Origin of the sequence: Nocardia sp. BMG51109 (assembly GCF_000526215.1) — a bacterium.
Classification (GTDB): Bacteria; Actinomycetota; Actinomycetes; order Mycobacteriales; family Mycobacteriaceae; genus Nocardia.
This window is the reverse complement of record NZ_JAFQ01000004.1, coordinates 1,172,987-1,197,955: the sequence shown is the minus strand read 5'-3', so window position 1 is coordinate 1,197,955 and position 24,969 is coordinate 1,172,987. Positions and strand designations below refer to the sequence as shown.

General features: G+C 69.9%; 10 protein-coding genes. 3 read left to right on the top strand and 7 right to left on the bottom strand.

The genetic code is table 11. The features are described 5' to 3' along the window. Nucleotides 1-2: 2 nt before the first annotated feature. From D892_RS0106640 to D892_RS0106630, 3 genes are all read left to right on the top strand, one after another. The gene (locus D892_RS0106640; protein ID WP_024800499.1) at nucleotides 3-17,399 is read left to right on the top strand and encodes a non-ribosomal peptide synthetase; all 17,397 of its coding nucleotides are present in this window, start codon (nucleotides 3-5) and stop codon (nucleotides 17,397-17,399) included. A gap of 182 nt (nucleotides 17,400-17,581) precedes the next feature. Next, nucleotides 17,582-18,628: an alpha/beta hydrolase family protein gene (locus D892_RS0106635; RefSeq protein ID WP_036568288.1), complete on the top strand. Its 1,047-nt coding sequence runs from the start codon at nucleotides 17,582-17,584 to the stop codon at nucleotides 18,626-18,628. A 67-nt stretch (nucleotides 18,629-18,695) separates the two neighbouring features. After that, nucleotides 18,696-19,940 carry an Nramp family divalent metal transporter gene (locus D892_RS0106630; protein ID WP_024800497.1) on the top strand — a complete coding sequence of 415 codons (1,245 nt, stop codon included), beginning with the start codon at nucleotides 18,696-18,698 and terminating at the stop codon, nucleotides 19,938-19,940. A 498-nt stretch (nucleotides 19,941-20,438) separates the two neighbouring features. Here the strand turns inward: D892_RS0106630 and D892_RS0106625 are convergent, their stop codons facing one another. The 7 genes from D892_RS0106625 to D892_RS0106595 all read right to left on the bottom strand — a co-directional run bounded on the left by D892_RS0106625 (nucleotide 20,439) and on the right by D892_RS0106595 (nucleotide 24,914). Then, nucleotides 20,439-20,771, bottom strand: coding sequence for a hypothetical protein (locus D892_RS0106625; RefSeq protein WP_024800496.1), 333 nt, complete (start codon nucleotides 20,769-20,771; stop codon nucleotides 20,439-20,441). Beyond that, complete coding sequence (locus tag D892_RS0106620) at nucleotides 20,768-22,018, bottom strand: polymorphic toxin type 37 domain-containing protein (RefSeq protein ID WP_024800495.1); 1,251 nt, start codon at nucleotides 22,016-22,018, stop codon at nucleotides 20,768-20,770. The genes D892_RS0106625 and D892_RS0106620 overlap by 4 nt, the downstream gene beginning before the upstream one ends. 1 nt (nucleotide 22,019) lies before the next feature. Next, the gene (locus D892_RS0106615; protein ID WP_024800494.1) at nucleotides 22,020-22,319 is read right to left on the bottom strand and encodes a WXG100 family type VII secretion target; all 300 of its coding nucleotides are present in this window, start codon (nucleotides 22,317-22,319) and stop codon (nucleotides 22,020-22,022) included. Nucleotides 22,320-22,323: 4 nt separating this feature from the next. Beyond that, complete coding sequence (locus D892_RS0106610) at nucleotides 22,324-22,638, bottom strand: WXG100 family type VII secretion target (RefSeq protein WP_024800493.1); 315 nt, start codon at nucleotides 22,636-22,638, stop codon at nucleotides 22,324-22,326. Nucleotides 22,639-22,932: 294 nt separating this feature from the next. Then, nucleotides 22,933-23,244: a hypothetical protein gene (locus D892_RS0106605; RefSeq protein ID WP_024800492.1), complete on the bottom strand. Its 312-nt coding sequence runs from the start codon at nucleotides 23,242-23,244 to the stop codon at nucleotides 22,933-22,935. Next, complete coding sequence (locus D892_RS0106600; RefSeq protein WP_156959407.1) at nucleotides 23,241-23,573, bottom strand: hypothetical protein; 333 nt, start codon at nucleotides 23,571-23,573, stop codon at nucleotides 23,241-23,243. The genes D892_RS0106605 and D892_RS0106600 overlap by 4 nt, the downstream gene beginning before the upstream one ends. A 186-nt stretch (nucleotides 23,574-23,759) precedes the next feature. Next, nucleotides 23,760-24,914, bottom strand: coding sequence for a helix-turn-helix domain-containing protein (locus D892_RS0106595; RefSeq protein WP_024800490.1), 1,155 nt, complete (start codon nucleotides 24,912-24,914; stop codon nucleotides 23,760-23,762). Nucleotides 24,915-24,969: the final 55 nt, after the last annotated feature.

Sequence of the window (24,969 nt, the reverse complement as noted above, 5' to 3'; positions counted from 1 at the left end):
GTATGACCCGCTCGGCCCGAGTGCGCCCGGTACGGACCCGTAGAGCACGCGTCGCGACGTTGCCGCAGCTGCTGGCGACCGCCGTAGAGGTCGATCCGACCGCCACCGCCGTCGTCTTCGCCGATGCCACCGCGACGTTGGCGGAGTTGTCGTATGCGGAGTTGGATGAGCGTTCGTCGCGGTTGGCGCGGTTGTTGATCGAGCGTGGGGTGGGGCCGGAGGATTTGGTGGCGGTGGGGGTGCCGCGGTCGGTGGATTCGGTTGTTGCGGTGTGGGGTGTGGCGAAGTCGGGTGCGGGTTTTGTTCCGGTGGATCCTGGTTATCCGGCGGAGCGGGTGGCGCATATGGTGGGGGATTCTGGTGTGGTGCTGGGGCTTACGGTGTCCTCGGTGCTGGACGGACTGCCCGGCGGGGTGGAGTGGCTGGTCGTCGACGCGCCGGAGTTCACCGAGGAGTTGGGACGGTATTCGGCGGAACCGGTGACGTACGCGGATCGCTTGCGCCCCTTGCGTTCCGAGCATCCGGCGTATGTGATCTACACGTCCGGGTCGACCGGCAGACCGAAGGGCGTCGTCGTCACGCAGGCGGGGTTGTCGGGTTTCTGTGACGAGCAGCGTGAGCGGTACCGGGTCGGGGGCGATTCGCGCACACTGCATTTCGCGTCGCCGTCGTTCGACGCGTCGGTGCTGGAGTTGCTGCTGGCCGTGGGCGGCGCCGCGACGATGGTGGTGGTTGCGCCCTCGGTGTACGGCGGTGACGAACTCGCGGCCTTGATGGCGCGCGAAGAGGTGACGCACGCGTTCATCACGCCGGCGGCGCTGGCGTCGGTGGATCCGGTGGGTTTGGATGATCTGCGGGTGGTGGTGGCCGGTGGTGAGGCGTGTCCGCCGGAGTTGGTGCGGCGGTGGGTGGTTCCGGTCGGGTCGGGTGTTCGGGAGTTCTTCGACGGGTATGGTCCGACCGAGACGACGATCATGACGAATATCAGTGCGCCGTTGGTTCCGGGGGAGACGGTGACCATCGGCGGGCCGATTCGCGGCATCGAGGAGTTCGTACTGGACGAGCGCCTCGCGCCGGTTCCCGACGGTGTGGCCGGTGAGTTGTACATTGCCGGTGCGCAGGTGGCCCGCGGCTACCATCGGCGGCCCGGTCTGACGGCGGCGCGCTTCCTGGCGAATCCGTTCGGCGCCGGCGTATCCCGGCTGTACCGTACCGGTGATCTGGTGCGCCGGACGGCCGGCGGTGGCCTGGAGTATCTGGGCCGCAACGATTTTCAGGTGAAGATTCGTGGTTTCCGGATCGAGCTGGGTGAGATCGATGCGGTGCTGGCGGCGCACGAGGCGGTCGATTTCGCGGTCACGATCGGCCACCGGCTCGACGGCGGCGCCACGATCCTGGCGGCCTATGTCCATCCCGCACCGGGCGCCGCCGTCGATGTCGATACGCTGCTCGCAGCCGCCGGGCGGAGCCTCCCGCCGCATATGGTGCCCACCAGTATCACGGTCCTCGACGAGATCCCGCTGACCCCGGTCGGCAAGCTCGACCGCGCCGCACTGCCCGCACCGGTGCTGCAGATCCGCGAGTTCCGGCCGCCGTCCGGCCCGCTGGAGGAGCTGGTGGCGAGCGTGTTCGCCGAATTGCTCGGTCCCGCAACGCCGATCGGCGCCGATGACGACTTCTTCGATCTGGGCGGGAACTCGCTGATCGCCACCCGGGTCGCCGCCCGGCTGGGCGCGCAGATCTCCGGCCGCGTCCCGGCCCGGCTGCTGTTCGACGCGCCGACGGTCGCCGCGCTGGCGCAGCGCCTGGAACCGATCAAGGGCGGCGGCGGGCGGCCACCGCTGCGGCCGATGCCGAGGCCGGACCGCATCCCGTTGTCTCCCGCGCAGCAGCGGATGTGGTTCCTCAACCAGTTCGATCCGGACTCGCCGGCCGACAACGTCCCGTTCGCCCTCCGGCTCACCGGCCGGCTCGATACGGACGCGCTACAGGCCGCGGTCGCCGATGTGATCGAGCGGCACGAGACGCTGCGCACGGTCTACCCGGATATCGACGGCACCGGCCATCAGGTGATTCTGCCGGTGGAACAAGCGATTCCGGATCTGACGCCGGAACCGGTCGCCGAGTCCGGAATGGCGGACTGGCTGGCCGGATTCGCGCTGCGCGGCTTCGACGTCGCCGCCGAGGTCCCGCTGCGGATCGCCGTGGCGGAGCTGGCCCCCGGCGACCACGTGATCGTCGTCGTGGCGCATCACATCGCCGCCGACGGCGAGTCGGTCGCGCCGTTCATGCGAGATCTGCTGGGGGCCTTCCTCGCTCGCCGCAATCGTTCCTCTCCCGCCTGGCATCCGCTGCCGGTGCAGTACGCGGATTACACGCTGTGGCAGCGGTCGGTGCTGGGCGACGAGGGTGATCCGGATTCGATCGCGTCGGCCCAGCTGGCCTACTGGCGTTCGGCCCTCGCGGAACTTCCCGATCGCCTGGACCTGCCGGCGGACCGGCCGCGTCCCGCGCTGGCGTCCGGACGGGGCGGGCAGTACTCGTTCGAGGTCGATGCCGGAACCCATGCCGGACTGACGGATCTGGGGTTGTCCTCGGGCGCCTCGCTGTTCATGGTGGTGCACGCGGCGTTCGCGGTCTTGCTGGCCCGGCTGTCCGCCACCGGCGACATCGCGATCGGCACCCCGGTAGCGGGCCGCGGCGACCGCGAACTCGACGCGCTGGTGGGGATGTTCGTGAACACGTTGGTGTTGCGGACGCCGGTCGACCCGGGCGAGCCGTTCGCCGATCTGCTCGCGCGGGTGCGGGAGGCGGATCTGGGTGCGTTCTCGCATGCGGAGTTGCCGTTCGAGCGCCTGGTGGAGGTGCTGGATCCGGTGCGTTCGCAGGCGCATCATCCGTTGTTCCAGGTGGCGTTGTTCTTTCAGAATATGGATAAGCCGCGGTTGGAGTTGCCGGGGTTGACGGCGGCGCCGGTGGAGTACGACGGGGCGATCGCGAAGTTCGACCTGCAACTGACCATCGTGCCGCATGTGGAGCAGAACTCCCCGCGCGGCATGTCGGCGCAGTTCACCTATGCCACAGATCTTTTCGACGAGGCGACGGTCGCCGGCTTCGCGGACCGCCTGACCGAGCTGCTCGAGGCGGTGGCCACCGATCCGGCCCGGCCCGTGGGCGATATCGAGCTGCTGCGGCCCGCCGAGCGCACGCGAATTCTGCGGGAGTGGAACGAGACCGGGTGCGCGATCGAACCGGAATCGCTGCTGGACGGCTACCGGCGGGCGGTGGACCGGTCCCCGGACGCGGTCGCGGTGGCGTTCGAGGACATCACGCTCACGTATGCGGAATTCGATGCCCGGGTGAATCGCCTGGCGCGGCTGCTGATCTCGCGTGGGGTCGGGCCGGAAGTGCTGGTGGCACTGGCGATTCGGCGGTCGGCGGACCTGGTGGTCGCGATGTACGGCGTGATCGCCGCCGGCGGAGCCTACGTGCCGCTGGATCCCGACCATCCCGCCGAGCGGATCGCCCACATTCTCGACACGGCACGTCCGCTGTGCGTCGTCACCACCGTCGATACCGTCGCGGTACCGGCGGATATGCCGGTCGTGCGATGGGACGAGACCGATCTCGACGGGTTCGACGCCGGTCCGGTGCGCGACGGCGAACTGTCGCGGCCGCTGCGGCCGGAGCATCCCGCCTATGTCCTGTTCACCTCCGGATCCACCGGGCGGCCCAAGGGCGTCGCCGTCTCGCATGCGGCGATCCACAACCAGATCACCTGGATGCTGGCCGCCTATCCGCTCGGCCCCGGCGACGTCTACCTGCAGAAGACCGCGGCGACCTTCGACGTGTCGCTGTGGGGCTACTTCATGCCGCTGCGCGCCGGGGCCGAACTCGTCCTCGCGACCCACGACGGCCAGCGCGACCCGGTGTACATCGCCGAAACGATTGCGGCGCACGGCGTCACGGTGACCGACTTCGTGCCGTCCATGCTGTCGGTATTCGCCGCGCACGCCACCGCGGGCGCCTGCGCGACGCTGCAGGACGTGTTCGTGATCGGGGAGGCGCTGCCCCCGGACACGATCGACGCGGTGCACCGGGTGTGCGCCGCGCGCGTGCACAACCTGTACGGGCCGACCGAGGCAGCGGTCTCGGTGACCTACTGGCCCGCGAGCGCCATGGACCGGCCGAACGTTCCGATCGGCCTGCCGCAGTGGAACACTCAGGTCTACGTGCTGGACGCCCGATTGCGCCCGGTGCCGCCCGGGGTGCCGGGCGAGTTGTATCTGGCGGGCGATCAGCTGGCGCGCGGCTATGTGCGGCGCCCGGATCTGACCGCGGACCGGTTCGTGGCCAGCCCCTTCGGCGCTCCCGGTGCGCGCATGTACCGCACCGGTGACCTGGCCGCGTGGCGTTCCGCCGTGGATGATCTCCCGGCTCGCCTGGAATACCTGGGCCGCACCGATTTCCAGGTGAAGTTCCGCGGCCAGCGGATCGAGCTCGGCGAGATCGAGGCCGCGCTGCTGCAAGAACCGGCGGTGAGCCAGGCGGTGGCGCTGGTGCGGCCGTCGGCGCTCGGCGACCGGCTCGTCGCCTACCTCGTGCCGATGCCGGGCACCGAGATCGACCTGGAACTGCTGCGCTCGGCGCTCGCGGAAACGCTGCCGGCCTATATGGTTCCGGGCACGATGATGGCGCTGGACGCCTTCCCGCTCAATGCCAGCGGCAAGCTCGACCGTAAGGCGCTGCCGGAGCCGACCTACGCCGGACGCGAATTCCGCGCTCCCGCAACGTCGGCCGAGGAGACCGTGGCCGAGATCTACGGCGCGGTGCTGGGCATCGACCGGGTCGGCGCGGACGACGACTTCTTCGCCCTCGGCGGCAATTCGCTGGTCGCCACCCAGGTGGTGGCCCGGCTGGGCGCGGCCCTGGGCGTCCGGGTTCCGGTGCGGGCGCTGTTCGAGAGCCCGGTGGTCGAGGCGCTCGCCGAGGCCGTCGAGACGGGGACCCACGACCGCCGCGGTGTCGCGCTGGGTGCGATCGCCCGGCCCGAGCGGTTGCCGTTGTCACCGGCCCAGCAGCGGATGTGGTTCCTCAACCGCTTCGAGCAGGACGCCGGCACGGCCGGGTCGGCGGCCTACAACCTGCCGTTCGCGCTGCGGCTGACCGGCAGCCTGGACGTCGGCGCCCTGGCCGCCGCGCTCGACGACGTGGTGGCCCGGCACGAGGTGCTGCGCACCATCTACCCCGAAACACCCACCGGGCCGGAGCAGGCGGTGCTGCCCGCGGATACCGGGCTGGGCGTCGTGCCGGAACGGGCCACGGCCGCCGACGTGCTGGCGGCGGTCGTCGAACTGGCCGCCACGCCGCTGGACGTCACCGCCGAGGTGCCGCTGCGCGTGCGGCTGTTCGAGATCGCCGACCCGGCACCGGGTTCGCCGCGCGAGTACGTGCTGGCGGTGGTGGTGCACCACATCGCGGCGGATGCGTCGTCGACGGGTCCGCTGGCACGCGACGTGATGACGGCCTACGCGGCGCGGGCGGCCGGTGCGGCGCCGGAGTGGCCGCCGCTGCGGGTGCAGTACGCCGACTACGCGCTGTGGCAGCGGGCGGTACTCGGCGACGAGTCGGACCCCGAATCGATTGCGGCGCAACAGATCGCGTACTGGCGCGCGGAGCTGGACGGCCTGCCCGAGCTGCTGGAGCTGCCGGCCGACCGTCCCCGTCCCGCCGTCGCGTCCCCCGTCGGGGCGCGGGTGGACGTGCGGATAGACGCCGAAACCCATGCGGGACTGCTGGACCTGGCGCACGCGCACGGGGCGACGCTGTTCATGGTGGTGCACACGGCATTCGCGGTGCTGCTGGGGCGGTTGTCGGGCGGCGACGACATCGCCGTCGGTACCCCGGTGGCCGGTCGCGGCGAGGCCGAACTCGACGATCTGATCGGCATGTTCGTCAACACCGTGGTGTTCCGGACGCGGCTGAATCGCGGCGAGCCGTTCGAGGAACTGCTGGCCCGGCAACGCGAGACCGACCTGCATGCGTTCGCCCGTGCCGACGTGCCGTTCGAGCGGTTGGTGGAGGTGCTCAATCCGCCGCGGTCCACGGCACATCATCCGCTGTTCCAGGTGGGTCTGTCGTTCCAGAACCTGGCGCGCACGGCACTGGAGCTGCCGGGCCTGAGCATCGACGGCCTCGACGCCGATCTCGAGGTCACCCAGTTCGATCTGCATCTCATCGTCGCCGACACCTACGCGGAGGGCGGGGATCCGGCCGGACTCGGCGGCTACTTCACCTATGCCACGGACCTTTTCGACGCCGCCACCGTCGAGGGCTTCGCCGACCGGCTGTCCCGGCTGCTGGCCGCTGTCGTCGCCGATCCGGCGAAGCCGGTGGGGGACATCGAGATTCTCACCTCGCACGAACGCGCGGCGGCCGTCACCGACCGCAACGGCACCGATCGCCGGATCGAGGACGGCGCGACCCTGGTGTCGCTGCTCGACCGGTCCGTGGCGGCGTCGCCGGAGGCGGTGGCCGTGGTCGCCGACCTGCCCGGCACCGAGACCGGCCGGGCCGAGCTGACCTACGCCGACCTGGACGCCCGGGCCAATCGCCTTGCGCGGCATCTCATCTCGCTGGGTGTCGGCCCGGAGGAGCGGGTCGCGCTGGCATTGCCGCGATCGGTGGATCTGATCGTGGCCATGTACGCCGTCGCCAAATCCGGTGGCGCGTATGTGCCGATCGACCCGGATCAGCCCACCGAGCGCATCGAATACATCCTCGACTCGTCGGATCCGGTCTGCGTGCTGAGCACCTCCGCCGTCCGGGGACTCCCGCGGGACACCGCCCCCGCCCCGCGGCCGCCGGTGGTGCCGCGCCCGGTGCCGCCCGCCGAGGGCGCGATTCTGGACTGGCGTGGCCGGACCCGGTCGATGCCCGCCTTCGCCGCGGCCCGGCCGGAACCGGCCGAGGCGGCGCTCACCCCCGCCCCCGAGACGGATACCGGCGACGCCGAGCCCGCCCGACTACGCGGTGCGGTCGTGCGGATCGACGAACTGGATCTGTCCGCGCAGTCCGGCGCCCCCGTGACGGACGCGGACCGCGCCGCGCCGCTGCGGGATTCGAACACCGCATACGTGATCTTCACCTCGGGATCGACGGGCCGCCCGAAGGGCGTGGCCGTCGCGCACGCGGCGATCGTCAACCAATTGCTGTGGAAGACCGCGGAATTCGGACTGGGTGCCGACGACGCCGTGCTGCTGAAGACGGCGGCGACGTTCGACCTGTCGGTCTGGGAGTTCTGGTCGGCCGCGGTCTGCGGCGGCCGCCTGGTGGTCGCGATGGCCGACGCGCACCGTGATCCGGCGTACCTGAACGAACTGATGAGCCGCGAGTCGGTGACCACGCTGCACGTGGTCCCGTCGATGCTGGACGCGCTGCTGACCGATGCCACATCCGGTGCGAGCGGCCCGGTGTGGGCGCGGCTGCGCCGGGCGCTGGTGATCGGCGAGGCGCTGCCGGGCGCCCTGGCGCAGCGATTCCGGACCGCGTTCGCGCATGTCGCGCTGGTCAATCTGTACGGCCCGACCGAGGCGGCGGTCTCGGTCACCGGCCACCACGTCACCGCGGCCGATGAGGTTTCCGTGCCGGTCGGCGCTCCGGAATGGAATTGCCGTGCGTACGTGCTGGATTCGCGCCTGAATCCGGTTCCGGACGGCGTCTCGGGCGAGCTGTATCTCGCCGGAGACCAGCTGGCGCGGGGCTATCTCGGACGGCCGGACCTGACCGCGGACCGGTTCGTGGCCAACCCCTTCGAGCTGGGTACCCGGATGTACCGCACCGGTGACCTGGCGGCCTGGAACGGTTCGGGCGAACTGGAGTACCGGGGCCGCACCGACTTCCAGGTGAAGATCCGCGGCTTCCGCATCGAGCCGGGCGAGATCGAGGCGGCGCTGCTGGCGCTGCCGGAGATCGCGCAGGCGGCCGTGCTGGCGCACCGGGACCGCCGCACGGGCGACCGGTTGGTGGCCTACCTGGCGCCGGCCACCGGCAAGCCGGATCCGGCCCGCATCACATCGGCGCTGAGCGCGAAGCTGCCGAACTACATGATCCCGTCGGCGTTCGTGACGCTGGACGCGCTGCCGCGCACCGCGAACGGGAAGCTGGACCGGAAGGCGTTGCCGGAGCCGGAGTTCGAGGCCACGGTGTACCGCGCCCCCGAGACCCCGGTCGAGGAGATCGTGGCGGGCATCTTCGGCGAGGTGCTGGGCACCGAGCGGGTGGGCGCCGACGACGACTTCTTCGCCCTGGGCGGCAATTCGCTGCTGGCCACCCAGGTCGCCGCCCGCCTGGGCGCGGCGCTGGAGACCAGGGTGCCGGTCCGGCTGCTGTTCGAGGCCCCGACGGTGGCCGCGCTCGCGGTGCGGGTGGAGCGCGGCACCGGCGAGGGCCCGCGCACGCCGCTGGTCGCCGCGCCGCGCCCGGATCGGCTCCCGCTGTCGTTCGCCCAGCAGCGGATGTGGTTCCTCAACCAGTTCGATACGTCCGCGGCGGTGTACAACATCCCGGCCGCGATCCGGTTGTCGGGCACGCTGGACGTGCCCGCACTGGGGGCGGCGATCACGGATCTGATTGCGCGCCATGAGGTCCTGCGCACGATCTACCCGCAGACCCCGGACGGCCCGGAGCAGCGGATCCTCGCGCCGGACGAGGTGCCGGTGGATCCGACGCCGGTCCGGATCGGCGAGGAGCGCGTCGCGCACGAGGTCGCCCGGCTGGTCGGGACGGGATTCGACGTCACCACCGAGATCCCGTTCCGGGTCCGGCTGTTCCAGCTCACCGCCACCGAATACGTGCTGGTCTTCGTCGCCCACCACATCGCCGCCGACGGCTGGTCGATGGGCCCGCTGACCCGGGACCTGATGCTCGCCTACGTCGCCCGCTCCGACGACCAGGATCCGGCGTGGGAACCGCTGCCGATCCAGTACGCCGACTTCGCGCTGTGGCAGCACACCGTGCTCGGCGACGAGAACGATCCGGAGTCGGTGGCCGGCGCCCAACTCCGTTACTGGACAAAGGAACTCGCGGGCCTGCCGGACGAGCTGAATCTCCCGGCCGACCGTCCCCGGCCCCCCGCCCAGTCCTTCGCCGGCGGGAAGACGGCGTTCGTCGTCGACGCCGACGTGCACGCGGCACTCACCGAACTCGCGCGCACCCACAACGCGACGCTGTTCATGGTCGTGCACACCGCGTTCACGGTGTTCCTGGCCCGGCTCTCGGGCACCGAGGACATCGCCGTCGGCACCCCGATCGCCGGCCGCGGCGAGCGCGAACTCGACGATCTGATCGGCATGTTCGTCAACACGCTCGTGCTGCGCAGCCGGGTCGCACCCGGCCGCCGCTTCGCCGAGCTGCTGGCCGCCAACCGGGAGGCCGGCCTGCGCGCCTTCGCCCACGCCGACATCCCGTTCGAGCGGCTGGTCGAGGCCGTGGATCCGGCGCGTTCGGCGGCCCGGCACCCGCTGTTCCAGGTGGCGCTGTCGTTCGAAAACCTCACCACGTCGGGTTTCGAGCTGCCCGGCCTGAGCCTGACCGCGCTCGACCCGGCGGCCGGCACCGCCAAGTTCGACCTGCTGCTGACCGTGCGCGAACTGCGCACCGAGGACGGCGACGAGGCCGGACTGGCTGCCGAGTTCACCTATGCCCGCGACCTTTTCGACGCCGCGACGGTCGAGGACTTCGGCCGCCGGTTCCGCCGCATCCTGGCCGCCGCGGCCGCCGACCCGACGGTCCCGGCCGGGGACCTGGCGCTGCTCGACGACTCCGAGCACGCCGGCCTGGTACGCCGCGCGGGCGGCCCGGCCGAGCCGCCGCGCACGCTGCCGGAGCTGATGGCGGCCGCCGTCGCCGCGAATCCCGACGGTTCGGCGGTGGTCTTCCACGGCCGCAGCTTCACCTACCGGCAGCTCGACACCGCTTCGTCGAAGCTGGCCCGCCGACTGATCGAGCTGGGCGCCGGACCGGAAACCCTGGTGGCCGTGGCGATTCCGCGTTCGGTCGAGGCGGTGGTCACGGTGTGGTCGGTCGCCAAGACCGGCGCCGCGTTCGTCCCCGTCGACCCCGGCTACCCGGCCGACCGCATCGCACACATGGTGGCGGATTCGGGTGCGGCCCTGGGCGTCACGGTCCGCGCCGCGGCCGCCGGGTTGCCCGATATGGACACGGACTGGCTCGTCCTGGACACACCGGAATTCGCCGTCGAGGTGGACAACCGTTCCGGCGCACCGATTTCCGACGACGAACGGCTCGGCGCCCTGCGGACCGATCAGGCCGCCTACGTCATCTACACCTCCGGTTCCACCGGCCTGCCCAAGGGCGTCGTCGTCACGCACGCCGGGCTGGCCAACTTCGCCGCCGAGCAGACCGAGCGTTATCGGCTCGACCGGTGGTCGCGGGCGCTCGCCTTCGCCTCGCCGTCGTTCGACGCGTCGATGCTGGAGACGCTGCTCGCCCTCGGTGCGGGCGGGGCACTCGTGGTGGCGCCGCCGGGCACCGTCGGCGGCGACGAGCTGGCCGATCTCATCCGGCGCGAGGGCGTCACCCACGCCTTCCTGACCCCGTCGGTGCTGGCCTCGCTCGATCCGGCCGCGGTGACCGGCATGCGGGCGATCGTCGCCGGCGGCGAGGCGGTCCCGGCCGACATGGTGGCGACCTGGGGCGGATCGCACGACGGTGTGGGCCGCCGTTTCCACAACGGCTACGGCCCGACCGAGACCACCATCATGACCACCATCAGCGATCCGCTGGCGGCCGGCGACGCGGTGACCATCGGCGCGCCGATCCGCGGCATGCGGGCGCTGGTGCTCGACGCCCGGCTGCGCCCGGTGCCCGAAGGCGTTGCGGGCGAACTGTATCTGGGCGGCATTCAGCTCGCCCGCGGCTACCACGACCGGCCGGGACTGACCGCGGCCCGGTTCGTCGCCGATCCCTACGGCCGGCCGGGGCAGCGCCTCTACCGCACCGGCGACGTGGTGCGCTGGCGGCGGGGGGAACACGTCGTGGACTATGTGGGCCGCAACGACTTCCAGGTGAAGATCCGCGGCTTCCGGATCGAGCCGGGCGAGATCGACAGCGTCCTCACCGCCCGTCCCGAGGTGCGCTTCGCGACCACGATCGGCCGGGAAACTGGCACCGGCGCAACGATTCTGGTGTCCTACGTGCTTCCGGAACAGGACGCGGAGATCGACACCGCGACGCTCACGGCGGAGCTGGCGCGCACGCTGCCGGAGTACATGGTCCCCACCGCCCTCGTGGCGCTGGACGAGATCCCGCTCACCCCGGTCGGCAAGCTCGACCGCGCGGCGCTGCCGGCGCCGGTCCTGGACACCGTCGAATACCGGGCCCCGCAGACCCCGGCCGAACAGGCGATCGCCGAGGTCATCGGCGAGGTCCTGGGCCGGGACCACGTCGGCCTGGACGACGACTTCTTCGCCCTCGGCGGCGACAGCATCATGTCCATCCAGGTGGTGTCGCGGCTGCGCGCCCGCGGCGTGCTCTGCACGCCGCGCGACGTCTTCGAATGCCGCACCGTCGAGGCGCTGGCCCGGGTCGTCACCGAGCGGCCGCCCGAGCAGCCGTCGACCGGACCGGTGCCGCTGCCGCCGGGGGCGGCGCGGTTGCTGTCGGCCGACCCCGCCGGCCGCGACCGGCGAGCCGTCGTCCTGGACATCCCCGCCGACTGCGAGACCGACCGGGTGGGCGCGGCCGTGCAGGCGCTGCTGGACCGGCACCCGATGCTGTCGGCGCGCCTCGAAACCACGGACGGCACGGTCGTTTCCGACGATCCGGACGCGTCCGCGGGCAAACCGTTCGGCCCGCCGGTCGGCGTCGGAGTGCCCTCGGTCGTGGCCGATACGGGCGAATATCCGGCCGTCGCAACGGGTCTCGCGAGCCGGATCCCGGGGGCGTCCAGCCCGGACGAGGCGTCGGAATATGTCACGGAGCTGCTGCCCGTGCCGCCGGGCGACGCGGTATTCGACGCCGGAACCGAACTCCTGCCGGTCGCCTCGGCCGAGGCCGTCACCGAATTCCTGCCCGTCGTCACCGCCGAGTCCGACGCCGGAGCCCGCTTCGTCCGCCGCGACGAGGTTCCGGAATACACCGGGCCGGTGAGCGCCCACCTGGTCGTTCCCGACGCCGTGCCGGGGGCGGCGCTGCGGTGGTTCATCCCCACCGAGGACACCACCGAGATCGCCGTGCGCACCCTGGCCGCGGACCTGGACCCGGCGTCCGGCCGCAACATCTGCTTCGGCCTGATCGCGCCGGCGGATACCGACGGCACCGACGAGTTTGTCGCACAGGGCGTTCCGATGACTCTCGTGGTGGTCGCCACCGGCCTGGTCGTCGACGACGTCTCCTGGCGCGGCATCGTCGACGAGCTGGCGGCGGCCTGGTCCGGCGGTGCCGCCGACCCGGTGGCCCCCGACGCCGCGGCCGGTGTGGCGCGCACGCTGTCCGAGCGCGCCCTCGACCAGTCGACCGTCGACGACATGGCCTGGTGGAAACGGGCATTGCGGGATGCTCCGGCGGATTTCCCGATCGACGGCCTCGATACCCGCTCCCGCGGCCGGGTGTCGCTGGGCATCACCGCCGAGGGCGCCGCCGCGGTCGATGCCGTGGCCGCCGCCTACCACGCCGCGGTCGAGGATGTGCTGCTGGCCGCCCTCGCGCTGGCGTTGGAGCCGGCCCGGCGGCAGCGGGCGGGTTTCGCCGTGATCGACCCGGACAGCACCTCGCTGCTGCCGCAGGCGACCCAGCGGGGCCCGGCGGGCGACCTCCTCGGCCCGGTCGTGCGGCTGTTCGCCGACGGCCGCACGGCGGCGGGTCCCGAATCCGCCGGCGCCGTGGGCGGATTCACCGCCGCCTACCCGTTCGTGCTGGGCCTCGACGGTATCGACGTGGACGACGCCCTGCTGGGCGGGCCCGCCGCCGGAGCGGTGATCGCGCTGGTCAAGGAGCAGCGCCGCACCGTGCCCGGCCGGGGTGCCGGTTACGGCCTGCTGCGCTACCTGAACCCGGGCACCTCCGACGAGCTGGCCGCACTCGCCCACGGGCGCACCGCATTCCGCTACCGCGACCTGCGCCCCGCCCGGCCGGTTCCCGACATCGCGTCGCCCGACCTGTTCCTGGACGTCACCATCGAGGCCACCGACGACGGCCTGCTGGCCCGATTCGACTACGCGGCCGCGGTATTGGACGTCGAACAGGTGAAGGAGCTTGCCGGACACTGGGTTCGGGCGCTGGGCGGACTGGCCGAACACGGCACCCGGGCGGGGGCGGGCGGGTTCACCCCGTCCGACTTCCCGCTGGTTCGGCTGGCGCAGAACGATATCGACCGGCTCCACGACGCGTACCCGGGCCTGGCCGACGCCTGGCCGGTGACGCCGTTGCAGTCGGGCATGCTGTTCCATGCCCTGCTGGCCGAGTCCTCCGTCGACGTCTACACCACCCAGTTCACCCTCGACCTGCACGGCAGCGTGGACGAGCGGCGGCTGCGGCAGGCCGCGCAGGCAGTGCTGGACCGGCACGACAACCTGCGGGTGGCCTTCGCCGCCGACGCCGCGGGCAACCCGGTGCAGGTGGTGCTCGATCGGGTCGAGGTGCCCTGGCGCACGGTCGATCTCGGCACCCTCGACGCCGAGGCGGCCGAGGCGGAACTGGCCCGGATCACGGCCGGCGACTACGCCGACCGCTTCGATATGAGCGCCGCCCCGCTGCTGCGGTTCACCCTGATCCGCACCGCGGCGGGCGAGTTGGACGACGACTACCGGCTGCTGGTGACCAGCCACCACATCCTCGTCGACGGCTGGTCGATGCCGCTGCTCATGCAGGACCTGCTGACCCGGTACGCGCTCGGCCCGCATTCGCGGCTGCCGGAACAGGCCCGCTCCTACGGCGAGTACCTGGCGTGGCTGGTCGCCCAGGATCCCGAGGCCGCACGGGCCGCGTGGCGGCGGGCGCTGTCGGGCGTCACCGAACCGACGCCGCTGGCCCCGGTCGATCCGGGCCGCGAAATATCCTGCGGCGTAGGCGAAGTCGGTTTCGAGCTGTCGGTCGCCGACACCACCGGCCTGACCCGGTTGGCCGCGCGCCTGGGCGTGACGGTCAACACCGTGGTGCAGGCGGCCTGGGGCCTGCTGATCGGCCGCAGCGTCGACCGCGACGACGTGCTGTTCGGCGCCACCGTGTCCGGCCGCCCGCCGGCCCTGCCCGGCGTGGAGTCGATGGTCGGCCTGTTCCTCAACGCCATCCCCGTGCGGGTGCGCCTGGCCGCCACCGAAACCCTCGCCGGCCTGCTGCGCCGGTTGCAGGCCGAGCAGGCCGACCTGCTCGACCACCACTACCTGGGCCTGAGTGATATTCAGGAAACCGCCGGCGTGGAAGGGCTTTTCGACTCGCTGGTGGTGTTCGAGTCCTTCCCGATCGACCGCGAGGGCCTGGACCGGGTCGGCTCGATCGACGGCATGCGGATCACCGGCATCGGCTCGGTCAACGGCACCCACTACCCGGTGACGGTGCTGGTGGTGCTGGACAATCAGCTGCGGGTCTCGCTGAAGTACCTGCGCGACGTCTTCGACGAGCCCGCCGCCGAGACGCTGGCCCATCGGCTCTCGGGCCTCATCTGCCGCTTCGTCGACACCCCGGACGCGCGGATCGCCGAGGTGGACGCGCTGCTGGACTGCGAGCGCGCCGAACTGGCCGCCCGCAACGCCACCGCGGCGCCCGCCCTGCTCGACGACGCGACGCTGCTGTCGCTGTTCGACGCCCAGGTGGCGCGCACCCCGCAGGCCCCGGCGCTGTATTTCGGCGACACCGTGCTGACCTACCACGAGCTGGATACCCGTTCCCGGGCGCTGGCGGGGGAGCTGGCACCCCGCGGCGTGCGACCGGAATCGCTGGTGGCCGTGGCCATGCGGCGCTCGATCGACCTGGTCGTCGCGATCTACGCGGTGCTGCGGGCCGGCGGCGGCTACGTCCCGCTGGATCCGGACCATCCCGCCGAACGCAACGAGTTCGTGCTCGGCAACACCGCTCCGGTGTGCGTGCTGACCACCACCGCCGACGGCTTCGACACCGGCACCGGCACACCGCCGGTCGCGGTCGACACGCTGGATCTGCCGATCGATGTTGTGGCACAACCGTTCCCGGAGCCGCACCCGGACACCGTCGCGTACGTCATCCACACCTCCGGCTCCACCGGCCGGCCCAAGGGCGTGGCGATCACCCATCGCCAGATGGCCAACCAGCTCCGCTGGGCGCAGCGCGGCTACCCGCACGACACCGGCGACGTGGTGCTGCACAAGACCCCGATCACCTTCGACATCTCCGCCTGGGAGCTGTTCTGGCCGTTGCAGACCGGCGCCGCCCTGGTGATCGCCGAACCCGACGGCCACCGCGACCCGGCCTACCTGTCGCGGGTGATCGAGGAGCGGTCGGTCAGCACCGTGCACTTCGTCCCGTCGATGCTGGACGCCTTCCTCGATCCCACCGCCAATCCCGGCCTGTCGCAGGGCTGTCCGTCGCTGCGCCGGGTGTTCGCCGCGGGCGAGGCGCTGTCCGGCGCGACGGCGGCGGAGTTCGCGGCACTGTTCGAGCACGCCGACCTGGTGAACTGGTACGGCCCCGCGGAGGCCACCGTCGTCACCGCGTGGCCGGATCCCTCGGGGCCCAGGAAGCCGGCGAACCACGCTGCGGGCGCGGCGGTTCCGATCGGCGCCCCGGTCGCCAACACCCACGTGCACGTCCTCGATCGCCAGCTGCTCCCGGTCCCGCCCGGATCGCCCGGCGAACTCTATGTGGCCGGGGTCCAGCTGGCTCGCGGTTACCTGGGCGCACCCGGGCCGACCGCCGAACGCTTCGTCGCGCACGCCGGCGGCGGGCGCCTGTACCGCACCGGCGATATCGTCCGCTGGCGCGACGGTGCCCTGGAGTACCTGGGCCGCAGCGACTTCCAGGTGAAACTGCGCGGCCAGCGCGTCGAACTCGGCGAGATCGAATCGGTGCTCGCGGCGCATCCCTCGGTGCGGCACGCCGTGGTCTCGCTGGCCCGCGGCGGTCCGGGCGACCGCCTGGTCGCCCACGTCGTCCCGGCGGGTCCGGCGGGTGTGGACGAGTCCGCGCTGTTCTCCTACGCGCGGGAATCGTTGCCCGGCTACATGATTCCGGCCGCCCTGGTGGTGCTGGACGAACTGCCGCTGAACGCCAGCGGCAAGCTGGACCGCAAGGCGCTGCCGCAGCCGCGGATGTCCGCGCGCCCCTACCGCGTCCCCGAGACCGCGCTGGAGCAGGCGGTCGCCGATGTGTTCGGCGAGATCCTCGGCCTCGACCGGGTCGGCGCCGACGACGATTTCTTCGACCTCGGCGGCAATTCGCTGATCGCCACCCGCGCGGTCGGCCGCCTGCGCGAGCTGACCGGCACCCAGGTCCGGGTCCAGTGGTTCTTCACCGGCTCCACCGTCTCGGCTCTGGCACAACGAATCGAGGGCGCGCAGGGCGGCGAGTACGACTTCGACCTCGGTTCCGACGCCGCGCTCGACGTGCTGCTGCCGATCCGCTCCGACGGTGCCGGCGCCCCGCTGTTCTGCATCCACCCGATGTACGGATTGTCCTGGTGCTACGCCGGACTGGGTCGTTACGTCGAGGACCGGCCGATCATCGGCCTGCAATCGCCTGCGCTGTCGGAGGACGGCTATCTGCCGGAATCGCTGTGGGACATGGCCGCCCGCTACGTCACCGAGATCCGCCGGGTGCAGCCGCAGGGCCCGTATCACCTGCTGGGCTGGTCGCTGGGCGGCGTGCTGGCGCACGCGGTCGCCACCGCGCTGCAATCCGACGGCGCGCGCGTGGGACTGCTGGCGCTGCTCGACAGCCACACCGAGATCGACGTCACCGACTTCCACGCCGCCGTCCGGGAGGCGCTGGCGGAGATCGGCATCGGCGCGGAGATCCTGGTCGGTAGTCCCGATGAGCAGGCCGACGTGCACGATCTGAGCGACGAGGCGGTGGCCACCCTGCACGCCACCATCCCGCCGGACCTCGCCCTGCTCACCCCGGACCGGGTGCGCCGCATCTACCGCAGCGCCGTCCGCTCGGCGGAGCTGATCGCCGACCACCGCCCCGCGATCTTCCGCGGCCGTCTCGACTACTTCTCGGCCCGCGACCACGACACCGCCGCCGGCAAGTGGTGCGCCTACGTCGACGGGGAGGTCGCCGAATATCCGGTCGCCGCCTGGCACGAGGAGATGGTCGCCCCGGAGGCCCTGGCGGAGATCGGGCCTCGGCTGGCGAAACAGCTCGCCAGCAGCGATGACGCCGTGACCGAGGACGGCGGCGGCGCGTGATGAGGCACTCGTCACGTAACGATCTCCACTGGTCGGACGACTTCAAAGGCCGTAGGGTCGGGCGGGTTGCCGCCCGCTCCGAAGGGGTATCGGCACGGGGCGCCGACGGGAATCGCTGGACCGACAACCGATCAGATAGTGAAGGTGTGAAATTGATTCGTCGACACTTCCGGCGCAGCGGCCTGCGTGCCGCCGCCGCGCTCGCCGCGGCAACCGGAGTTCTCGCTGGTGTCGTTGCCGGAGTCGGCGCACCCACCGCCTCGGCCGAGGACCCGGTCATCGCGGGCAAGCAGCTGCTGGGTGATCCGAAGGCCCCCGACGGTTCCCATATCTCCCGTGCCACCTATACCGACGACCGCAACATCCGGCTGTACGTGTACTCGGCCGCGATGGACAAGACCTTCCCCGTCGACGTGCAGCGCCCGGCCGACGCCTCCGAACCGCGGCCGACGCTCTACCTGCTCAACGGCGCGGGCGGCGGCCAGGACGACGCCTCCTGGCAGAAGAAGACCGATATCGTGCACGGCTTCCTCGGCGACAAGAACGTCAACGTGGTCCAGCCGATCGGCGGCAAGTGGAGCTACTACACCGACTGGGTGAACGACGACCCCACCCTGGGCCGCAACAAGTGGACCACCTTCTTCACCGAGGAGCTGCCGCCGCTGATCGACGGCGCGCTGGGCACCAACGGCAAGAACGCCGTCGCGGGCCTGTCCACCTCGGGCACCACGGTGCTGAACCTGCCGATCCACAAGCCCGGCCTGTACCAGGCCGCCGCCGCCTACTCCGGCTGCGCCCAGACCAGCGACCCGACCGGCCAGGAATTCGTCAAGCTGACGGTGAACACCTGGGGCGGCGGTGACGTCACCAACATGTACGGCCCCGACGACTCCCCGGCCTGGGTGGAGAACGACCCGTACGTGAACGCCGACAAGCTGCGCGGCCTGGACATGTACATCTCCACCGGCAACGGCCTGCCCGGCGTCTACGACACCATGAACGGCCCGTATGCGCTGCCCGGCTCCTACGGCGTGGCCAATCAGATCCTGGTCGGCGGCGTCATCGAGGCCGGCACCAACTACTGCACCCACAACCTGAAGACGAAGCTGGACTCGCTGGCCATCCCCGCGACCTACAACTTCCGCGACTCGGGCACGCACTCGTGGGGCTACTGGCGCGACGATTTCATGAACTCCTGGCCCGTGCTGGCCCGGGGCCTGGGGATCTGACCAGCAGCGCAGCCGATTCTTACAGGGTCAGCTCAACAAAAAGTTCGGAGACCCGTAAAATAAATTCATGAGCACCGCCGCCCCGCCCCGCACGTCGTTCCGCCGGGCGCGGTCGGCGACCATCCTGCTCGGCCCGGCCTTCGTGGCCGCCATCGCCTACGTCGACCCCGGCAACGTCGCGTCGAATATCAGCGCCGGTGCGCAGTTCGGCTACCTGCTGGTGTGGGTGATCGTGCTGGCCAACGTGATGGCCGCGCTGGTGCAGTTCCTGTCGGCGAAGCTGGGCCTGGTCACCGGTCGCACGCTGCCGGAGGTGGTGCGCGACCGGTCCGGCCGGCCGACCAGGCTGGCGTACTGGGTGCAGGCCGAGTTGGTCGCCATGGCAACGGATCTGGCCGAAGTGGTGGGCGGCGCGATCGCGCTGTACCTGCTGTTCGATCTCCCGCTGCTGCTCGGCGGCGTGATCACCGGCGTGGTCTCGATGGGGCTGCTGACGGTGCAGAACCGGCGCGGCCAGAAGCCGTTCGAGCGGGTCATCATCGGCCTGCTGGTGATCATCGCGATCGGCTTCATGGCCAGCGTGGTGATCTCGCCGCCGTCGCCGTCCGGCACGGTGGGCGGCCTGCTGCCGCGCTTCGACGGCGCGGAGAGCGTGCTGCTGGCGGCGGCGATGATCGGCGCGACGGTGATGCCGCACGCGATCTACCTGCATTCGGCGCTGTCCCGCGATCGGCACGGCCAACCGGCCGCCGGTCCGGAGCGCGCGCGGCTGTTGCGGATCACCCGCGTCGACGTCGGTCTGGCGATGGTGATCGCCGGCGCGGTGAACCTGTCCATGCTGCTGATGGCCGCGAACACCCTGAACGGCCGCGGCGAGGTGGACACCCTCGAGTCCGCACACGCCGCGGTGGGCGACGCCCTGGGCCCGTGGGCGGCGCTGCTGCTGGCGGTCGGCCTGCTGGCCTCCGGCCTGGCGTCCACATCGGTCGGCGCCTACGCCGGCGCGATGATCATGGAAGGGCTGCTGCGCCGCCGCATCCCCCTGCTGCTGCGCCGCCTGATCACCCTCCTCCCGGCTTTGATCATCCTGGCAGTAGGCATCGACCCGACCCGCGCCCTGATCATCTCCCAGGTCGTCCTGTCCTTCGGCATCCCGTTCGCCCTGATCCCCCTGGTCCGCTTCACCAGCGACCGCACCCTGATGGGCCCCGACACCAACCACCGCTGGACCACCGCCGCCGCCTGGCTGATCGCCGCGGTGATCTCGGTACTCAACCTGCTGCTGATCTACCTCACGGTGACGGGCGGCTGAGTTCAGCAGGTCCCAGACCACACACCGGTCATACGGAAATCACGTCGATGAAGGCGTCAATTCGCTCGAACAACAACGAGACCGCCTAGCCCACCGCATAGACCTACTCACCCGCAACCGCGACGCCATGACCGCCTACATCGATTCCCTACGCACCTGCGCTCGAGAAACAGCCCCGAATACGCCGTAACGCGCCTCGAGTCATCTTTCAGCACGAGTGGGCTCGGCCGGCCCGGTCCGTGATTCATTGCAGCATCTATTCGTCGCAGATGCGGGCCGGCAGGTACGTCGGCGCCTTCGCTCACCGCCATCACCCGGTGGCCTGCAGCATCAACTGAATCCGCACGAAACGGCCCGGACTCGACTACCGGGTGGTCGCGTTACCAGGGACCGGTTATCGAAACTCGTCGGTCACGAACCGAACATCATGCAGCACAACCGGATCCGACGCAACAGAACTGAACTGCAACCACGTAGGACGCGGTCCCGAGCAGGACCTCAGTGTCGCTCATCGCCACTCGCTTGGGCAGAAGTGCCGAAAATAGATTCGTGCCAGTACTTTTGGGGGTCGCGGAACCAATCGCCGATTCGCTCCGTATCGAAAACCCGCAACTGCGCCATGTCGACGTGGTACCGGTGGAACAGCGCCACGAGATCGCGCACGGATTCGTCGTCGGCCTCGGGATCGACATTGATGTAGAGCGTTCGCAGGCGGCCGTCGTGCGACCGAACGGCGGGAATCTTGTCGAGCCATTCGAAAAATGCGGCCTCGTCGTTCAGTGATCCATATCTGATGCCGGTTGCCTCCAGCACGATCTCAGTGCCGCTCATCGCCTCTTGCCTCCTGGAAGCACATTTTCGTAGTCTCCATTCTTGCCTTGCACATCCCAATGGGGTCCGCCATGGGCACTGCCACCCTGGCCAGTTGGTACCCACACATGTCCCGAAGCGTCTTCCCAACCGTAGCCACGACCGTTGGGATTCGGCACCCACTTGTCACCGCCTTTGGGCGGTACGAATCCTTCCGCGTCGCCCGGTCGCCCCGGTGCCTTGGGTCCATTGGGGTCATAGGCATTGGCCGGCGGCTTGTAGTTCGAGTTGAACGTCGAGTCGCCGGCGATGGACAGGATGGTCAGGCCAGAAATGGTAGCGAGCGCACCTACAGCAAGTACTCCGGTACTGAACTTTATCCCGGCCAGCGTCGCGAAGAACGATCCTATGACGCGGGCGATGGCAGTCGCGGCGGTCTCGAGGGCGGGGCCCTCCACTGCTGCCGCCCGCGGATTGCGGATTACCACAGCGGTTACGGCGATCGCGACGGCCGCGACGACGAGCGTTGCGGCCGCCTGATTATTGATGTCCGCGCGAACTGCGACAACAGCGGCATGGTGGCTGGTTGTCGATTTCGCCAGGTCGTCGGCAGCCAGCTTGATGTCGTCCGCGTTCTTCGCGAGTGTTCTGAGGTGGCCGGTCAGGTTCGGGATGTCGGGTGCATCGAACTTGTCGAGTCCGTCGGCGACGACTCGTAGCCGGGGCCCGGCAGCGAAGATCGTGCCGTTGCCGGCGAAGTCTTTCCACGCCTGGGCCGCACGGTCCAGCTTGTTGGTGTCGCCGTCGGGGACTTTGTCACCGGCGAGCTTGGCGACAACCTTGTCGTACAGCTCCGGAAACTCGGTCTCGAGTCCGGGGCCGTTGTTCCGCGACGAAGCTACGCCAACGACAACACCTGCGCCGTAAGGCAATTCGGAGGGGATAGTCCGCGGACACGCCGGACCGGTCCCTTTGTTCGGATTGCGATTTGCTGCGTAGTTGGAGCATTCCCAGTTGTAGCCCGACGCGATCAGAATGTCACCGAAATGCTGCAGCGCCCTGGCAAAGTTGGTCGCTGCGGTGGTGAAGGAACCCGCGCGCTCATCGTAGGCCTCGGACCATGCCTTCGCAGCCTGGCAACTACCGGCCATCCCGCTGGTTTCGAGCAGCGCCCTCTGGAGCGGGTTATACGCGGATTGGAACTCCCTCGACAGCTTGTAACACTCCTCCGCGGCTGTGTAATACGACTGCGGCGCAACAACAGCCACGTCATCCCCCCGTCATGCGCAAGTTCACGTCCGTCGCGTCCGAGTAGGACTCGCGTGCCGTCCGGCCGGCTTGTTCCATCTGAGCCAGTCCCTCGAGCAGTTCACGTGCCGCGATCACCCAGGCCTGATGCTCCTCGGCATAGGCTGACGCGGCCGCACCCGTCCACTGCCCGCTCTGTATGAGGCCTTGGACGGTGCGGTCCAATTGATCGAGATGGTCGGCGAAGAACTCCTTGAAGCCGCGGGCGCGGGCGGTCACCTGATCGATGTGATCGAGGTCGAACTCGAATTCAGAGGTCATGCCGTCAGCCCAACTTCAGCCAGCTGATCGGCACCGCGCTGGCGTTGTCCTGGTCCTGCAGCGTCGACACACTGACGCCGAGCTTCGAAGCCAGATCGGTGAGCGCGTCCCATGCCTTCATCGCGCCGTCCTGCATGTCGTCCCACCCCTCGCGATAAGCGTCGGCAGCGCTCCCCTTCCAGGTGTCGAACAACGCCTGAACCTCACGGTCCAACGCTATCGACCCCGACTTCAGTTGCTGCGCAACGTCATGGGCATGCCGTCCGACCGCCATCACCGCGTCGGGAACGACGTTCAGCGGCTGGTCGTTTGTCACCATGCTCTCCCCTCCCCGGGCCGCGGGCGCACTGGAATCGTTGCCGCTATTCGGCCGGTCCGAACTTGTCACTCATCATGAGAATCTACTGAGTCGACCTAGTCTCCCCCGGTGCAGTCAATAATGGCACGATCCAGCGAATCTTGCGTCGGGCTTGGGAGTGACCCGCCCCGTGAATGAGACCATTCGGTGTCTCGGGTGTGAACGCCGGTTCTTTGTCGTCTTTCAGATCGTTGCGCACCAGCAGGCCGACTATGCAGCAGCAGGTCCCGACAATCCCGACGAGGAACGCGGTGCTCATGGTTGCCCCACCTGACCTTGGTAGGCCGTCCAGCGGGCGAAACTCATTCGTGAGCAGGCTGTTTCGACATCCACGAGGCACATCAGCGCGTGCAGTTGGATCGCATCGAGATGGCTTGGTGACGGCGTGATCACCGCGTCGACATCGGCGGAGCGCACCTGGTCGACCAGGGGGAGTGCAGACGGGAGGGGCCAGTACAGGCGGTACCCGAGCTGCCGCGCGAGTTTCCGTATTCGGGCGTCATCCAGCTCCGACCACCGGCAGTCGTCCGGATCGACCCACGCGAACGCGGTCGGATGCGACCTCATGCCGGCCCCATGATGCCGGCCAGTTTCGCACCCAGGCCGGATCGCTCGAGGATCTGCTCACCGGCGACTGTGACCAGCTGTAGCCGTTCCCGAATGAGGCAGTCGATTCCGTCTACGTGCTCGTAACCGGGGACGATGACGACGCTGGCGTTTCCGCCGTGGACGGCCTCGACCAGGCGGAGCGCCACCACGTCGACGTCGGGCCCGATTATCAGCAGCTCGACCACATGCAGACCGGCCAATTCGGCGACTTCGCGGATACCGGTCTCGTCGCCGGACAGATCCTTGCTCAGATCCGACCGGATCAAACCAATTGCGTTTTCCCGCACAGCATCTCCTTTCGACCGGTTGCTGGTAAGCACCCGCCGCCGAGGATGCGGAATCAGGGAACGGCCGTTGCGTCGACCCGGCGGCGAGGCCGGATCGAGCGTCACAGCAAGGGGGGTTGGCGGGCAATGTCACTTCCTGCGCTGGTCAGCGGAAAGTGGCATTCGTGGGACGTGCGCCGGGATGTGTCAGTAGTCGAGGTTGATGGCGTTGGCCAGGTCGCGCATGTCGGGGGTGAGTGTTCGCCGTTTGCTCACGATCGTTCCCAGAATGTCGCGCGCATATCGTTGCTGTACAAGCCATTCCGGTGCGGTGTGCTGGACGGTTCGGAACTCGTCGAGTGCCTCGCCGTAGTGCCCCATCTGGGCGTGTGCGTTGGCGATATCCAGCTTGTGACGCATGCGGCTCGCGCCCGCCGGCTGGATCGCCGGTGCCGGGACCTTCGCGGCAATCGCCAGTGTCTTCTCCGGCTCGTGGGCGATCACGAATGACTCCGCGGCGATATAGGACACCTCGAGGGGGCCGAAGGTGCGGCCGAGCAGCCGATCGACATATACGTCGCGGCCCAGTCTCACTGCGGCTGCCCGAGCCAGTGACAAAGCGTCCTCCACCTCCCCGGGCTGGTTGTCGCGGACGGCGGCGTTCGCGATCTTCAGCCACAGTCGGCCCCACATCGCCAGCGACTGTCGCGTGGCGCGGGAGAATCGAGGCTCTATATCGTCGGCCCAGCGCACGGCCAGCGACCGCGCCTCGTCGAGGCGGCCTTGCCGTAGCAGCGCCCACAGCAGGGTGTCGACCGCTGTCGCCCCCTCGACGCTCGTCTCCGCCGCATCCACGGCGCGGTCGAGCACCGCGTCCGCCGCCTCGAACTGCCGGGTTTGTGCGAGCAGGGACGCCACCATATTGAGTGTCTCGAACTTCAGGACGCGGGCATTGTCGAGACTGTCGACATCGCGAATCAGGTTGGGCAGCAACGCCGTAACCTCACGATAGCGGTCCGCGCCGATCATCGCCTGGACGGTGTCGAGCATCGCCTGGACACCCTGCGGTGTCGCCTGCTCGTCGGGTTGGGCTGTGTTGCCGTGCAGGGCACGGATGACGGGCTGCCACTGAGCCTCGGTGTCGATGTCAGGGGTCTCGTAGTCCGGCGTGGTCTGCAACGCGGAGGTGCGCAAGTTCATAGCGACCGCGAAGGCCCGCAACGTCTCCAACCGTGGCTCGTAGTCGCCCTGCTCGATCTTGCGGAGTTGCGACAGCGACACTCCGGAAGCGCCCGCGAGGTCCAGTTGGGTCATCCCGGCGCGCTTGCGAGCATTCTTCACCCGTTCGCCCACCAGACTCATGCGCTCTACGCTACGACTGATCGGTTCGCCGGTATAGGGGATCGGCTGGCACGGT